The following is a 13,888-nucleotide window of genomic DNA, read 5'->3' as shown; positions in this document are numbered from 1 at the left end:
TCAAGGCTCGACCAGCGCCTGCGAACGCTCCAGCACCGCCGTCAGCTGCTCGACCGTGTAGGGCTTGCGCAGCCACACCGTGCCCTTCATGACCGTGGCCGGCTCCGATTGCCCGGTCACGAAGATCACCGGCACCCGGTGATCGCTCAGCAATCGTTCGGCGAAGTCGTGGCCCGACAGCGCGGGCAGGCCGATGTCGACCAGCACCACGTCGAAGGCACCGTCGAAGAAGCGCGCAATGGCGGCTTCCGCGCTTTTCACGCCGGTGGCCCAGTGCCCCATGGCTTCCAGCAGTTTCAAGGTGGTGGCCAGCGTGTCGGCGTCGTCCTCGACCAGGAGCACACGAAGCTTTTTTTGTTCTTCCGAGGATGAAAGCGGTTCGGTTGTCATTGATTTGCATTTTTCCAGACAAAGCGTCGCCATGCCGTGCCCAGGGTGGTCTTCGCACAGGGATCTACGACAGATGGCGGCGTTGTCCGACTCGGCACCCCGCCTCGAAAGAGACAATTGCGAGCCCGGCACGAGACAAGCCGGCCATGACTACGAGACCGAAGCGCCTTTTTCGCCCGCACGATGACCCGCATCTACCTGATTGAAGACAACCCCCTGATCGCCGACACCCTGACCGACGGGCTGCAACACTTTTGCGAATGCGATGTCATCGGCAACGCCACGACCTCCGACGACGCCATCCACTGGCTCAAGGAAAACCCTGAGGGGTGGGATGCGGCGGTCATCGACATCTTCCTGGCCCAGGGCAACGGGCTGACCGTGGCGCAGTACCTGAAGGAGCACAAGTCCCCGGCGCAGCGCACGGTGGTGCTCATGAACTATGCGAGCTCCGAGGTGCGCGAAGGCGCGCTGTCCGCGGGGGTCGATGCGGTGTTCGACAAGTCGCTGCAGCTCGAGGCCTTCTACGAGTTCTGCAAGCAGCTGGACATCTCGCCGCGCCGTTGAAGCAGACTCGGGGCATGACCATGTCCACGCCGCCCAGGCTCGACGCCACCGGGCTGAAGCAACTCGCACTGGCGCCTGCCCCTACCGCCGCGCCCTGCCCCTGCCGCCTTCGAGGCGCCACCGCCTGGGAAAGCATCACCGAAGAGCGCTGGCCCGTCGCACTGATGCAGCAGGTCGGCACGCTGCGCGACCCCGAACTGAGCGAGCCGACCTTCGAGGAATGGCACCCGAACGGCACGCGCTACGACTCGCCCGATGCGCCGATTTCGGTGCGGCACTTTCCGTACAACCGCTGCGACGTGTACCGCTGCACGTCTTGCACGCGGCTGGTGCTGCGCTACACCGAGTTCGGTGGCTACTACGTCGATCACCGCGTGCGCGGGGTCGATGCGGCGCTGATCGCCGGCTGACCGGACCGATCGAGCGCCCTCGCCCACGAGGTGCGCGGCCCGTCAGTCGCCCAGCACACCCAGCACGCGGCGTTCGAGCAGGTCGCTGGCGCGGCTCAGGTGCAGCCGCATGTGGTCGGCCGCGGTGGCCAGGTCGTTGCGCTCCACCGCGTCCAGGATCTCCAGGTGCTCGTGACACGACTTGTGCAGCAGGTCGATGTTCACGAGCGGGTAGTCCGACAGGTCCGACATGCGGCGCAGCCGGTTCTGCTGGCGCACCGCGTCCAGGAAGAAGCGGTTGCCCGAGGCGCTGGCCAGCAGTTCGTGGAACTGCGCGTTGGCCTCGAAGAAATCCATCCACGAATAGCGCGAGGCATGCGCCAGCAGGCCCTGCTGGCGTTCCCTGCAGGCCAGCAGCCGCTGCTGGTCGACCTGGAACCCGGGCTCGCGCAGGCCGGCACATTCGACGGTCAGGCGAAACCGGTAGCTCTCGCGCTCGCTCTCGACCGAGTCCAGCGTTTCGGTGAACTCCCAGCGCTGGTAGTGACGCCCGCGCAGCACGCCGTCCTGCAGCAGCGTGGTGAGCACGGTGCGCAGCAAGGGGCGCGGCACGGCGTAGCTCTGCGCCAGTTCCAGCTCGTTGACGCGGGTGGGCAGCTTGCCTGCGAGGCGGTCGCGCAGCAGGCGGTAGTAGAGCGTCTTCTCCTCGTCCTCGGGCATCTCGCGCCGCGCGCGGCCCAGCGTCTCGCGGTCGGCGACCAGGGTGTAGCCGCGGTTGGGCACGTGGGCCAGCAGCGCGCGTTCATGCAGAAAGCGCAGCGCGGCGCGCACCGGCGTGCGCGAAATGCCGAGCCGGCCGGCCAGGTCGGCCTCGGTCATGTGGCGGCCGTTTTCGTAGCCGCCGGCCAGCGCCTGGTCGAGGATGTAGCGGCTCACGCGCTGGGTGAGCGGCGGGATCTGAGGAACGGGCGAGATCGGTCTGTCCATCTGTTAGGCCATCGAAGGGTCTGCGCAATCGCAGGGGCTGCAGGCCGATCATCGCCGGGTCTTTGTATTTTTGACGGCAAAAAACCATGTACATCTCATGCCAAAAATACAATTTGAGTTTCAAGATCGGCTCCACGACGACCCTAGAGCCGGGTCGCTTCCCAACGGAGAAAACCTCGTGGCCCCAGCCGACACCCTGTCTTCGCGCACTGCATCGCCCGCATCCCTCGAGGCGTTCTGGATGCCCTTCACCCCCAACCGCAAGTTCAAGCAAGCGCCGCGCCTGATCGTCGGCAGCGAAGGCCTGCACTACGACCTGGCCGACGGCCGCCGCGTGCTAGACGCCATTGCCGGCCTGTGGTGCGTGAACGCCGGGCACCGCAACCCGCGCATCAGCGCGGCGATGAAGGCGCAGATCGACGTGCTCGACTACGCCTCGAACTTCCAGATCGGCCACCCCGGCGCCTTCGCGCTGGCCGAGCGCCTGGCGCAGATGGCGCCGGCCGGCATCGACCATGTGTTCTTCACCAACTCGGGCTCCGAGTCGGTCGACACCGCCTTGAAGATTGCCCTGGCCTACCACCGCGCACGCGGCGACGCGGGCCGCTACCGCCTCATCGGCCGCGAGCGGGCGTACCACGGCGTGGGCTTCGGCGGCATCTCGGTGGGCGGCATCGGGCGCCAGCGCAGCACCTTCGGGCCGCTGCTCAACGGCGTGGACCACCTGCCGCACACGCACGACCTGGCGCGCAACGCCTTCTCGCGCGGCGAGCCCGCGCACGGCATCGACAAGGCCGACGCGCTGGAGGCGCTGCTCACGCTGCACGACGCATCGACCGTGGCCGCCGTCATCGTCGAGCCCGTGGCCGGCTCCACCGGCGTGCTGCCGCCGCCGCGCGGCTACCTGAAGCGCCTGCGCGACATCTGCGACAGGCACGGCGTGCTGCTGATCTTCGACGAGGTCATTACCGGCTTCGGCCGCCTGGGCGCCAACTTCGCGGCCGACCTCTTCGGCGTGACGCCCGACCTCATCACCACCGCCAAGGGCCTGACCAACGGCGCGGTGCCCATGGGCGCGGTGCTGATGCGCGGCGCGGTGCACGATGCGTTCATGCAAGGCAGCGTCAGCGCCGTCGAGCTCTCGCACGGCTACACCTACTCGGGGCACCCGCTGGCCTGCGCGGCCGCCATGGCCACGCTCGACGCCTACACCGAGGACGGCCTCATCGCCCAGGCCGGCGCGCTGTCGCCCTATTTCGAGGAATGCCTGCACGCGCTGCGTGGCCTGCCCGGCGTGGCCGACGTGCGCAACGTGGGCCTGCTCGCCGGCGTCGAGTTGCAGGCCTGGGCCGCCGGCCCCGGCACCCATGCGCAAGCCGTGGCGCAGCACTGCCTGGACAGCGGCGTGCTGGTGCGCTCGGTGGGCGACACCATCGCGCTGTCGCCGCCCCTCACCATCGAGCGCAAGCACGTCGACCAGATCGTCGACAGCCTGCGCGCCGCCATCGCACAAACCGCGCAGTCCACGGACGTGGCCGCCTGAAACCTCTGAAAGAGCCATTCATGGACATCGAATCCTTCCCCCTCTACGACATCGAAGGCGACGCACTCCAGTGCGGCCAGCAGTACGGCCGCGCCGCCGGCGACCGCATCGACCTGAGCCTGCGCACCTACCGCGCCGCCTTCGAGCGCGTGGGCCTGAGCTGGGACCGCACCCGCGCGCTGGCGCGCCGCTTCATGCCGGTGATCGAGGCTTTCGACGCCGGCATGCTGCGCGAAATAGAGGGCGTGGCCGAAGGCGCCGGCGTGCCGGCCGAGGACATCGTGGCGCTCAATGCGCGCAGCGAAATGCTCTACGCCTTCCAGCAGCTCGAAGCCACCGAGCCGCCCGACGGCTGCACCGGCGTGGTGGTGATGCCTTCGGCCTCGCGCGACGGCAAGCTCATTCATGCGCAGAACTGGGACTGGCGCGTCGAAAGCCTGGAGCTCGGCGTGGTGCTGCGCATCCAGCCGGCCAAGGGCCCGGCGATGCTGACCTTCGCCGAAGCCGGCACGCTGGCACGCGCCGGCCTCAACAGCGCGGGCATTGCCGTGACCGGCAACTTCATCAAGGCCGACGGCGACGGCAAGCAGCAAGGCGTGCCGCTCGCGCTCATTCGCCGCGGCATCCTGCAGTCGGAGCTGTACGCCAACGCGATGGGCGTGGTGTGCCGCACGGCGCGCTCCATTTCCAACAACATGATCCTCACGCACGCCGACGGCGAAGCCGTGAGCCTGGAGACCTGCCCCGACCAGGTGTTCTGGCAGCAGCCCGAGGCCGGCATCCTGGTGCATGCCAACCACTTCAAGACGCCGGCCGCGCTGGCCCGCGTGGTCGACCGCAGCCTGGAGACCACGCCCGACTCGCTGTACCGCGACCGCCGCGTGACCGAAGCCCTGCACCTGCAATGCCAACGCGCCGGCGGCCTCACGGAACAGGACGTGCTCGACGCGCTGCAGGACCGCTTCGGCGCACCGCGCGCCGTGTGCCGCAGCCCGAGCGCGGGGCCCGGCGGCGCCTCGTCGGCCACGGTGGCGACCATCGTGATGGACCCGGCGGCACGAAAGATGCGCATCGCACCGGCGCCGTTCAGGGCCCATCGCTTCACCGAATATTCCCTCTGATCCGTTTCCGCCCAGCCCACGCCAGGAGTGTTGCCATGAACGTACCCGTGCCCCCCTCTCGCCCACCCTCTGCATGGCGCACCGCGGCCCTGGCGCTGGGCCTGGGCGCCGCCGCTGCAGCCGCTGCCTCGGCCTCGGCGCAACCGGCCGCCGGCGCCGGCCAGACGCTGCGCATCCAGATCAACTCCGACATCCGCACCACCGACCCCGGGGGCAACCGCGACGACAACACCGACAACGTGCTGCTGCACGTGGGCGAAGGGCTGGTCGCGCTGCGCGAAGACACCTCCGTGGGCCCGATGCTGGCCAGCAAGGTCGACACCTCCGCCGACGGCCTGACCTACACCTTCACCCTGCGCGACGGCGTGAAGTTCCAGAACGGCGCCACGCTCGTGGCCGACGACGTGGTGTGGAACTGGCAGCGCTACCTGAAGCCCACCAGCGGCTGGCGCTGCCTGCCGGAGTTCGACGGCAAGGGCATGACCAAGGTGCTGGCCGTGGAGGCGCCGAATCCGAAGACGGTGGTCTTCAAGCTCGAACGCCCCAGCGCCCTCTTCCTCACCATGATGGCGCGCCCCGACTGCGGCAGCGCCGCCATCGTGCACCGCAGCTCGGTCGCCCCCGACGGCACGTGGAAGGAGCCCGTGGGCACCGGCCCCTACAAGCTCAAGGAATGGAAGCGCGGCCAGTACGTCGAGCTCACGCGCTTCGACGGCTACACCTCGCGCGCCGAGCCGCGCGACGGGCTCACGGGGGGCAAGAAGGCCGAAGTCGAGAACCTGCGCTTCGTCGTCATTCCCGACTCGGCCGCCGCCAAGGCCGCGCTCTACAGCGGCGGCATCGACGCCTTCATCAGCCCCAGCCCGTCGGACGTGATCGAGATGCGCAAGCGCACCGACGTGCTGGTCGACACCACGCCGGTCATGACCATGGTCGCGCTGCTGCTGCAGACCAACGACGCGGTGCTGAAGGACGTGCGCGTGCGCCGCGCGCTGGCGCTGTCGCTCGACACCCCCGAAATTGCGCGCACCGTGACCGAAGGCCTCTCGGGCGTCAACAACTCGGTGGTGCCCTCGTCCAGCCCCTACTACGACGCGGCGCAGGCCGGGGGCTTCAAGCGCGACCTCGCGGCCGCGAAGAAGCTGCTCGCCGAGGCCGGCTACCGCGGCCAGCCGATCCGCATGCTCGCCAACAAGCGCTACGAGGCGCTGTACTCGGCCGCCGTGCTGGTGCAGGCCATGGCGTCGGAGGCGGGCATCAACATCGAGCTCGAAGTGCTCGACTGGGCCACCCAGCTCGACCGCTACACCAAGGGCCAGTACCAGAGCATGGCCTTCATCTACTCCGCGCGCATCGACCCCTCGCTCAACTACGAAATGGTGTCCGGCGACAAGGCCGCGCAGCCGCGCAAGGTGTGGGACAGCCCGTATGCGCAGACGCGCCTGACCGAGTCGATGGTGTCGCGCGACAAGGCGCGCCGCCAGGTGCTGTTCGACGAAATGCACAAGCAGATGCTGCAGGACGTGCCGATGATCGTGCTGTTCAACGCCAGCGACGCCACCGCCATGCGCAAGAGCGTGGTCGGCTTCAAGGGCTGGGCGCCGGCCAAGCCGCGCTTCTGGAACGTGCGGCTGGCAGCCGCCGGTTGAGCCAGAGACCGCATCTTCATGCTCGCCTACCTCCTGCGCCGGATCGCCATGACGGTCCCGACGCTGCTGCTGGTCTCCATCGCGGTCTTCACGATGATGAGGCTGATTCCGGGCGACCCGGTGCTGCTGATGCTCGGTGAAGGCGCCGACCCGTCGCAGCTCGCGCTCATGCGCCACCAGATGGGGCTGGACCAGCCCCTGCCCGTGCAGTACGTCGTGTGGCTGCGCCATGCGCTCACCGGCGACCTGGGTGTGTCGACCACCAACGGACTGGCGGTGCTGCCGCTGATCTGGGAGCGCTTTCAGGTGAGCGCCGTCATCGTGCTGGTCGCGGTGGCGCTGGCCTCGCTGATCGCCGTGCCCGCCGGCCTCGTCGCCGCCTGGCGCAAGGACAAGCCGACCGACCTGGCCATCATCGGCGCGGCCACGCTGATGCTGTCGGTGCCCAGCTTCTGGCTGGGCCTGCTGCTCCTGATGTTCTTCGGCCAGTACCTGGGCTGGCTGCCGGTGGTGGGCTACGTGCCGCTGTCGGAGAACTTCTCGCAGGGCGTGCTCTACGTGATTCTTCCGATCGTCACGCTGCTGCTGGTGGAGACCGGCGTGCTCACGCGCATGTCGCGCGCCAGCACCATCGAGATCTTGCGGCTCGACTACGTGACGCATGCGCGCGCCAAGGGCGTGCCCGAGTCGCAGGTGCTGCGCCGCCACGTGCTGCCCAACGCCTTCAACCCCACGCTCACCATGATCGGCCTGATCCTGGGCCACCTGCTCAGCGGCATCGCGGTGCTGGAAACGGTGTTCACGCTGCCCGGCCTGGGCCGCCTGATGATCGATTCGATCTTCGCGCGCGACTACCCGGTGCTGCAGGGCTGCCTGCTGTTCACCGCCTGCATCTATGTGGTGATCAACCTGATCGTGGACATGTGCTACCCCCTCTTCGACCCCCGGGTCTCGGTGCAGTGAAGAAGCTCAAGACCCATACCCTCATCGGCGGCGTGCTCATCGCGGTGCTGCTGGTCCTGGCCGTGGTGGCGGCCGTGTGGACGCCCTACAACCCGCTGGGCATCGACCTGCGTTCCAAGCTGCAGCCGCCGTCCATGGCGCACTGGCTGGGCACCGACGAATTCGGCCGCGACGTGGCCAGCCGCGCCATGCAGGGGGCCGCCACCAGCTGCCTGGTCGCATTGCTCACGGTGACACTGGCCACCGCCATCGGGCTGGTGGTGGGCGTGGTCGCGGGCTTCGTGCGCGGCTGGACCGACCGCGTGCTGATGGCCTTCAACGACACGCTGCTGGCCTTTCCGGGCCTGCTGCTGGCGCTGGGCGTGATGGTGATCGTCGGCGCCAACAAGTGGGGCATCGTGCTGGCGCTGAGCATGGCCTATGCGCCCTCGGTGGTGCGGGTGGTGCGCGGCAACGTGCTGTCGCTGCGCGAGCGCGAATACGTGGAGGCCTCGCGCATGATCGGCAACAGCGAGATCTACACCATGTGGCGCCACATCCTGCCCAACTGCGTGGCGCCCGTGGCGGTGCTGGCCACCAGCATGTTCGGCTGGGTGCTGCTGTCGGAAAGCGCGCTGAGCTTTCTCGGCCTGGGCGTGCCGCCGCCCGCGCCCACCTGGGGCAACATGCTGGCGAGCGCGCGACCCTACATGGCCTCGGCCGTGTGGTTGTGCGTGGTGCCGGGCCTGTGCATCGCGCTCACGCTGCTGGGCATCAACCTGTTGGGCGAATCGCTGCGCGACCGGCTCGACCCGCGCACGGAGAAGGCATGAACATTCCACCGAACCCACCCGTGCTGTCGGTCGAGCACCTGAAGATCGAGCTGCGCCATGGCACCCAGCCGCTGGTGCACGACCTGTCCTTCGACGTGAAGCCCGGCGAGTTTCTTGCCGTGGTCGGCGAATCGGGCAGCGGCAAGACCATGGCCGCGCGCGCCATCCTGCAACTGCTGCCACCGGGCATTGCGCAGACCGGCGGGCGCATCGTGTTCGACGGCGAAGACCTGAGCATGCGCGACGTGAAGGCGCTGCGCCCCATTCGCGGCCCCGGCATCGGCATGGTGTTCCAGGAGCCGATGGTCTCGCTCAACCCGGTGCACCGCATCGGCGAGCAGATGGCCGAGGGGCTGCGCATGCACACGAAGCTCTCGGCCGCGGAGATTCGCGCGCGCATTCTGGACATGCTTCACCGCGTGCAGATTGCCGACCCCGAACGCTGCATGCACGCCTACCCGCACGAATTTTCGGGCGGCATGCGCCAGCGCATCATGCTGGCCAGCGTGATGCTGCTGAAGCCGCGCCTGCTGATCGCCGACGAGCCCACCACCGCGCTCGACACGCTGAGCCAGCGCGAAGTGCTCGACCTGATGGTGGGCCTGGCGCGGGACAACGGCACGGCCGTGCTGCTCATCACGCACAACCTCGGGCTGGTGGGCCGCTATGCGCAGCGCGCCATCGTGCTGGAGAAGGGCCGGCTGGTGGAGGCCGGCGACGTGCCCGCCATCCTCGTCGAACCGAAGCAGGCCTACACCCGCAAGCTGGTCGATGCGCTGCCGCGCCGGCAAGCCGCCAAACCGCACGCCGCCGTGCAGCAGCAGCCGCTGGTGCAGGTGCGCGGCCTGTGCGTGAGCTACCCCGGCGCGCGCGCCGGCCTGTTCAAGCGCCATGCGCCGCAGCGCGTGATCGACACGCTGGACCTGGACATCCACCCCGGCGAGATGGTCGCGCTGGTCGGCGGCAGCGGCTCGGGCAAGACCACGCTGGGCCGAGCCATCTTGCGGCTGGCGCCGTCGCAGAGCGGGCAGATTCTGTTCCGCGGCGAAGACGTGCGCACGGCCGACCGCGCCGCGCTGCACCGCTTCCGGCTCGCCTGCCAGCTGGTGTTTCAAGACCCGTTCTCCTCGCTCGACCCGCGCATGCGCGTGCAGGACATCGTGGCCGAGCCGTTGCGCCACCTGCCCTCGCTCGACGCGGCGGCACGCGTGCGGCGCATGAAGGAAACGCTGGGCGAAGTGGGCCTGGACGGCCTGGGCGCGCGCTACCCGCACGAGCTGTCGGGCGGGCAACGCCAGCGCGTGGCCATTGCCCGTGCGCTGGTGCGCCGGCCCGCCTTCGTGGTGGCCGACGAGCCCGTGTCCGCGCTGGACATGACCATCCAGGCGCAGGTGCTGCGCCTGTTCCAGAGCCTGCAGGCGCACCACGGCTTCGCCTGCCTCTTCATCAGCCACGACCTGGCGGCCGTCGAGCAGATCGCCGACCGCGTGATCGTGATGGAGCGTGGCCGCATCGTGGAGCAAGGCCCGCGCGATGCGGTGTTCGACGACCCGCGCCATGCCTATACGCAGGCGCTGCTCGCGGCGACGCCGCGGCCCCTGGCCACCCTTGCCACCCTGGACATCGCCGACACCCCTGTTTCCGAGAAAGCCTTCGCGTGACGTCTTCTTCGCCCTGCTCCCGGCGCGACCCGGCCGCACCTTCGACGCTGCCGTTCGCTGGCCGCGCGCGGGCCGCACGCTGACAGCGCCATGTAAACGCCCAAGCCTTGCATCGAGGCCGGCCTCGCCACGCTGCATGCCGCCCTCTCCCGCAGGCAGGAGAGGGGACAACGCAAACAAATCTCAGGCCTCCTCGTACCACCGGTCCTTCGCCAGCATCACCCGGTGGTGCCCGTGCCCCGACGGCATCATCGGAAAGCAGTTTTCCTGCGCCGCGACCTGCACGTCGAGAAAGAACGGCCCGTCGCTCGCCAGGCATTCGTCCAGCGCGGCTTGCAACTCGGCCGGGTCGCTCACCCGCCGCGCGCCCCAGCCGAACGCCTTGGCCAGCGCCACGAAGTCGGGCAGCGCCTCGTTCCAGCTGTGGCTCAGGCGGTTGCCGTGGTTCAGCTCCTGCCACTGGCGCACCATGCCCATGTAGCCGTTGTTGCACAGCACCAGCTTCACCGCCGCGCGGTGCTGCACGGCCGTCGACAGCTCCTGGATGTTCATGAGCACCGACGCGTCGCCGCTCACGCACACCGCCAGCGCCTGCGGGTGGCCGATCTGCGCGCCGATGGCGGCCGGCAGGCCGTAGCCCATGGTCCCCGCCCCGCCCGAGGTGAGCCAGTGGCGCGGGCTGTCGAAGCGCAGGTACTGCGCGGCCCACATCTGGTGCTGGCCCACGTCGGTCGAGACGATCGTGTCGCGCCCGCCCGCCTCGATGGCGCGCTGCAGGGTCGACATCAACTGCTGCGGAAGGATGGCGTCTTCACGCGGCGCGAAGGCCAGGCAGTCTTCGGCGCGCCAGCGCTCGATGCGCGCCCACCACGGCGCGAGCCGCTGGGGCGCGAAATGCTCGGGCAGCAGTTCCAGCAGGCCTTCGAGCACAACGCCGCAGTCGCCCACCATCGGCACGTCGACCTGCACCACCTTGTTGATGCTGCCGGGGTCGATGTCGATGTGGATCTTGCGGGCGTGCGGGCAGAACTCGTCGAGCTTGCCGGTCACGCGGTCGTCGAAGCGCGCGCCCACGCACACCACGAGGTCGGCCTCGTGCATGGCCAGGTTGGCCTCGAGCATGCCGTGCATGCCCAGCATGCCGACGAACTTCGGGTCGGACGCGGGGAACGCGCCCAGCCCCATCAGCGTGAGCGTGCACGGCGCATGCAGCAGGTTCACGAGCCGGGCAAAGGCCTCGCACGCAGCGGGCCCCGAGTTCACCAGCCCGCCGCCGCCGTAGATCACCGGGCGGCGCGCGGTCGAGAGCAGGTCGGCGGCGCGCTGCATCATGGCCTTGGGCGGCAGCGGCGCGCGGTGGGTGCGCAAGGGGCGCAAGGGCCGCGACGGGGCGGCCTCGGTCTTGCGGCCCAGGCGGTCGAGCTGGATGTCTTTCGGCACGTCGAGCAGCACCGGGCCCGGGCGGCCGGTGGTGGCGATCTCCAGCGCGCGGCGCACCAGCGCAGGCACCTCGTCGGCCGAGCGCACCTGCTTGTTCCACTTGGTCACCGAGCGCGACATGCCCAGCGCATCGCTCTCCTGGAAGGCCTGCGTGCCGATGACGGCGGTGGCCACCTGCCCGCTGATGCACAGCACCGGCACCGAGTCGCTCATGGCGTCGAGCAGACCGGTGATGGTGTTGCCCACGCCCGGCCCCGAGGTGACCAGCACCACGCCCACGCGGCCGGTGCTGCGCGCATAGCCTTCGGCCGCATGCACCGCCGCCTGCTCGTGGCGCACCAGCACATGGCGCAGCCGCGGCTCGCCGTGCAGCGCGTCGTACAGCGGCAGCGCGGCACCGCCGGGGTAGCCGAAGAGGGTGTCCACGCCGCACTCGACCAGCGTGTCGAGCAAGGCTTCGGCGCCGTTGCGGATGCGGGCTGGCGCCTCGGTGTGGAGGGACAGGGTGGGCGTAAGGGGTAGGTCGAGCAGTCGCATGCCGTCGATTCTTCCGGTTTCAGCGCAAAATAAGCATCTTTCTTTTGGCTCTTTGAGCGCGATTCATGAAAAACAATCGGCAAACCATCGGTGACGGCGAAGGATCTTTCGACAAGACCGATCTGGCGATCCTGCGGGTGCTGCTGCTCGACTCGCGCAAGACGCTGCAGGACATCGGAAACGAGGTCGGCCTGTCGCCGACCAGCTGCTGGACGCGCATCAAGAAGCTGGAGGCCACTGGCGTCATCAAGCGCTACACGGTCGACATCGATCCGGCCAAGCTCGGCTACCACGACTCGGTGATCGTGCAGGTCACGCTGGAGAGCCACACCGACGAAACCCTGTACGACTTCGGCCGCACGCTGGCCACCATTCCCGAGATCCAGGAGGCCTACCTGGTGTCGGGCGACTACGACTACTACATCCGCATCGCCGTGCGCGACACGCGCGACTACGAGCGGCTGCTGCGCGAAAAGCTCTACAAGATTCCGGGCATCCGGCACAGCAAGTCGCACTTCGTGCTGCGCGTGCTGAAGGAAGCCAGCGTGCCCATCACTTGAAGGTGGCGCCAACGCGCGGGACGCGCATCAAAGCCTTACCAGCTCCACGCGACGGTTCTTCGCACGCCCCGCCTCGTTGTCGTTCGGCGCCACCGGCTCCGACGCACCCGCACCGCGCGTGGTGAAGCGGCGCGGGTCCACCCCCGCCTTCACCAGCACCGCGATCACGGCCAGCGCGCGGCGCCTGGACAGGTCGTCGTTGTGCTTCGCCTCGCCCTGCGCATCGGTGTGCCCCACCACCGACAGCTTGAGCGGCGGGTTGCCGCGCATGAGCCTGGTCATCTCGTCGAGCGTGGGTTGCGACTCGGGCTTGATGGTGTCCTTGTCCAGGTCGAACAGGATGCCGTAGAGGTTCACGCGCCCCGTCTCGGCCAGGCTCTTCTGCATGGCCGTGGCGTCGACGAACACGATTCGGTTGTCTTCCATCGCCTTGGTCTCGACCACCCGCACGAAGGCGTGGTTGCCGACGTCGGGGTTGTGCTCGGCCAGCGCGATGCTGGCGTACACGGTGCCCGTGGGCCCGGCCTTCTTCGCGAGCAGGTAGCGCCCGCTCACCCCGAAGTAGTTGCGCGCGTAGTCGCCACGGCTGCCCAGGCGCGGCCACTCGGGGTTGTCGAAGGCCAGCGCAAAGTCGTAGGGCGTGTTGGTGTCCACGCTGTTGGGGCGCGGCTTGTAGCACGACGCGTTGGCCGTGCCGCAGGTGAACAGCACCTCGAAGCCCTTGGCCTTCAGGCTGGACTCGTAGTTGCGCTGCACCTCGAGCAGCGAGCGCTCCTTGGGCAGCTTGTAAAGGTAGAGCGTGACCTTGCCTTCGACCTGCAGCAGGTCGGGCTTGCCGCCGGCCCAGTTCTGGAAGGGCTCCTTGATGAGGCCGACCTCGTCGTAGGCGGCGGCCTTGTAGCCGTCGAGCACCGCGCCTTCGTAGCGGCCGACCAGGGGGTGGTCCTTGGCGGGTTCGGCGGCGAGTGCGCCCAGGCAAAGCAAGGCTGTGGCAGCGAAGAAGACGAGCTTTTTCATCGGAGACGTCGGGGAGAGCGGCAACGTGTCGGATGCTAGGGCGGGCGTCGGCTGCCGGGCATTCGACGGATGGTCTATGCCGTTGCGGGTGCTGTGGCCTGAACCGCGCACAAACTGGAGCAGTTGAGATCGCTGCTGTGGTGCTGCCGTGGCGAGGGGATCGAATGGACTGCTGGCGACGGGCCGACGCATCTGTAGAACATGCTCTGGATTGCGGCGGATCTGGCGCGGGAGGCGGCGGAGCTGTTTCAG

General features: G+C 68.7%; 13 protein-coding genes. 9 read left to right on the top strand and 4 right to left on the bottom strand.

What is annotated here, in order from left to right; genetic code table 11:
- Positions 1 to 342 carry a response regulator gene (locus ACSFA5_RS21440; RefSeq protein ID WP_435446062.1) on the bottom strand — a complete coding sequence of 114 codons (342 nt, stop codon included), beginning with the start codon at positions 340 to 342 and terminating at the stop codon, positions 1 to 3.
- Between the two features lie 231 nt (positions 343 to 573).
- On the opposite strand from ACSFA5_RS21440, the gene ACSFA5_RS21435 reads away from it, so the two are divergent.
- Positions 574 to 957: a response regulator gene (locus tag ACSFA5_RS21435; RefSeq protein WP_435446061.1), complete on the top strand. Its 384-nt coding sequence runs from the start codon at positions 574 to 576 to the stop codon at positions 955 to 957.
- Positions 958 to 971: 14 nt separating this feature from the next.
- Positions 972 to 1,367 carry a hypothetical protein gene (locus ACSFA5_RS21430; protein ID WP_435446060.1) on the top strand — a complete coding sequence of 132 codons (396 nt, stop codon included), beginning with the start codon at positions 972 to 974 and terminating at the stop codon, positions 1,365 to 1,367.
- Positions 1,368 to 1,409: 42 nt separating this feature from the next.
- Here ACSFA5_RS21430 and ACSFA5_RS21425 read toward each other — a convergent pair whose 3' ends face one another.
- On the bottom strand, positions 1,410 to 2,333 hold the full coding sequence (locus tag ACSFA5_RS21425; RefSeq protein WP_435446059.1) for a GntR family transcriptional regulator: 924 nt from the start codon (positions 2,331 to 2,333) through the stop codon (positions 1,410 to 1,412).
- A 178-nt stretch (positions 2,334 to 2,511) separates the two neighbouring features.
- On the opposite strand from ACSFA5_RS21425, the gene aptA reads away from it, so the two are divergent.
- Genes aptA through ACSFA5_RS21395 form a run of 6 tightly spaced genes read left to right on the top strand, consistent with a single transcriptional unit; the run spans position 2,512 to position 10,082 of the window.
- Positions 2,512 to 3,876: an omega-aminotransferase AptA gene (aptA, locus tag ACSFA5_RS21420; RefSeq protein ID WP_435446058.1), complete on the top strand. Its 1,365-nt coding sequence runs from the start codon at positions 2,512 to 2,514 to the stop codon at positions 3,874 to 3,876.
- A 20-nt stretch (positions 3,877 to 3,896) separates the two neighbouring features.
- Complete coding sequence (locus ACSFA5_RS21415) at positions 3,897 to 4,997, top strand: C45 family autoproteolytic acyltransferase/hydrolase (RefSeq protein ID WP_435446057.1); 1,101 nt, start codon at positions 3,897 to 3,899, stop codon at positions 4,995 to 4,997.
- 35 nt (positions 4,998 to 5,032) lie between these two features.
- On the top strand, positions 5,033 to 6,646 hold the full coding sequence (locus tag ACSFA5_RS21410) for an ABC transporter substrate-binding protein (RefSeq protein ID WP_435446056.1): 1,614 nt from the start codon (positions 5,033 to 5,035) through the stop codon (positions 6,644 to 6,646).
- 18 nt (positions 6,647 to 6,664) lie between these two features.
- Complete coding sequence (locus ACSFA5_RS21405; protein ID WP_435446055.1) at positions 6,665 to 7,609, top strand: ABC transporter permease; 945 nt, start codon at positions 6,665 to 6,667, stop codon at positions 7,607 to 7,609.
- The gene (locus ACSFA5_RS21400; protein ID WP_435446054.1) at positions 7,606 to 8,421 is read left to right on the top strand and encodes an ABC transporter permease; all 816 of its coding nucleotides are present in this window, start codon (positions 7,606 to 7,608) and stop codon (positions 8,419 to 8,421) included. Before ACSFA5_RS21405 ends, ACSFA5_RS21400 begins: the two co-directional genes overlap by 4 nt.
- A complete protein-coding gene (locus ACSFA5_RS21395; protein ID WP_435446053.1) occupies positions 8,418 to 10,082 on the top strand; it encodes an ABC transporter ATP-binding protein in 1,665 nt (554 codons plus the stop codon). The genes ACSFA5_RS21400 and ACSFA5_RS21395 overlap by 4 nt, the downstream gene beginning before the upstream one ends.
- 183 nt (positions 10,083 to 10,265) lie before the next feature.
- Here ACSFA5_RS21395 and ilvB read toward each other — a convergent pair whose 3' ends face one another.
- A complete protein-coding gene (ilvB, locus tag ACSFA5_RS21390; protein ID WP_435446052.1) occupies positions 10,266 to 12,059 on the bottom strand; it encodes a biosynthetic-type acetolactate synthase large subunit in 1,794 nt (597 codons plus the stop codon).
- A gap of 65 nt (positions 12,060 to 12,124) precedes the next feature.
- Between ilvB and ACSFA5_RS21385 the strand changes: the two genes are divergently transcribed.
- Complete coding sequence (locus tag ACSFA5_RS21385; protein ID WP_435446051.1) at positions 12,125 to 12,619, top strand: Lrp/AsnC family transcriptional regulator; 495 nt, start codon at positions 12,125 to 12,127, stop codon at positions 12,617 to 12,619.
- Between the two features lie 27 nt (positions 12,620 to 12,646).
- On the opposite strand, the gene ACSFA5_RS21380 is transcribed toward ACSFA5_RS21385, so the two are convergent.
- Positions 12,647 to 13,636, bottom strand: coding sequence for an OmpA family protein (locus tag ACSFA5_RS21380; protein WP_435446050.1), 990 nt, complete (start codon positions 13,634 to 13,636; stop codon positions 12,647 to 12,649).
- Positions 13,637 to 13,888: the final 252 nt, after the last annotated feature.

Source organism: Variovorax monticola, from assembly GCF_051216855.1.
Lineage (GTDB): Bacteria > Pseudomonadota > Gammaproteobacteria > Burkholderiales > Burkholderiaceae_C > Variovorax.
This window is presented reverse-complemented; position numbering and strand designations above follow the sequence as displayed.

Excerpts from the sequence above, each read along its gene's own strand:
- ACSFA5_RS21395 (WP_435446053.1), top strand. The coding sequence starts at position 8,418 with ATGAACATTCCACCGAACCCACCCGTGCTGTCGGTCGAGCACCTGAAG.
- ACSFA5_RS21415 (WP_435446057.1), top strand. The coding sequence starts at position 3,897 with ATGGACATCGAATCCTTCCCCCTCTACGACATCGAAGGCGACGCACTC.
- ACSFA5_RS21380 (WP_435446050.1), bottom strand. The coding sequence starts at position 13,636 with ATGAAAAAGCTCGTCTTCTTCGCTGCCACAGCCTTGCTTTGCCTGGGC.
- ACSFA5_RS21425 (WP_435446059.1), bottom strand. The coding sequence starts at position 2,333 with ATGGACAGACCGATCTCGCCCGTTCCTCAGATCCCGCCGCTCACCCAG.
- ACSFA5_RS21405 (WP_435446055.1), top strand. The coding sequence starts at position 6,665 with ATGCTCGCCTACCTCCTGCGCCGGATCGCCATGACGGTCCCGACGCTG.
- ACSFA5_RS21410 (WP_435446056.1), top strand. The coding sequence starts at position 5,033 with ATGAACGTACCCGTGCCCCCCTCTCGCCCACCCTCTGCATGGCGCACC.
- ACSFA5_RS21430 (WP_435446060.1), top strand. The coding sequence starts at position 972 with ATGACCATGTCCACGCCGCCCAGGCTCGACGCCACCGGGCTGAAGCAA.
- ACSFA5_RS21385 (WP_435446051.1), top strand. The coding sequence starts at position 12,125 with ATGAAAAACAATCGGCAAACCATCGGTGACGGCGAAGGATCTTTCGAC.
- ACSFA5_RS21435 (WP_435446061.1), top strand. The coding sequence starts at position 574 with ATGACCCGCATCTACCTGATTGAAGACAACCCCCTGATCGCCGACACC.
- ilvB (WP_435446052.1), bottom strand. The coding sequence starts at position 12,059 with ATGCGACTGCTCGACCTACCCCTTACGCCCACCCTGTCCCTCCACACC.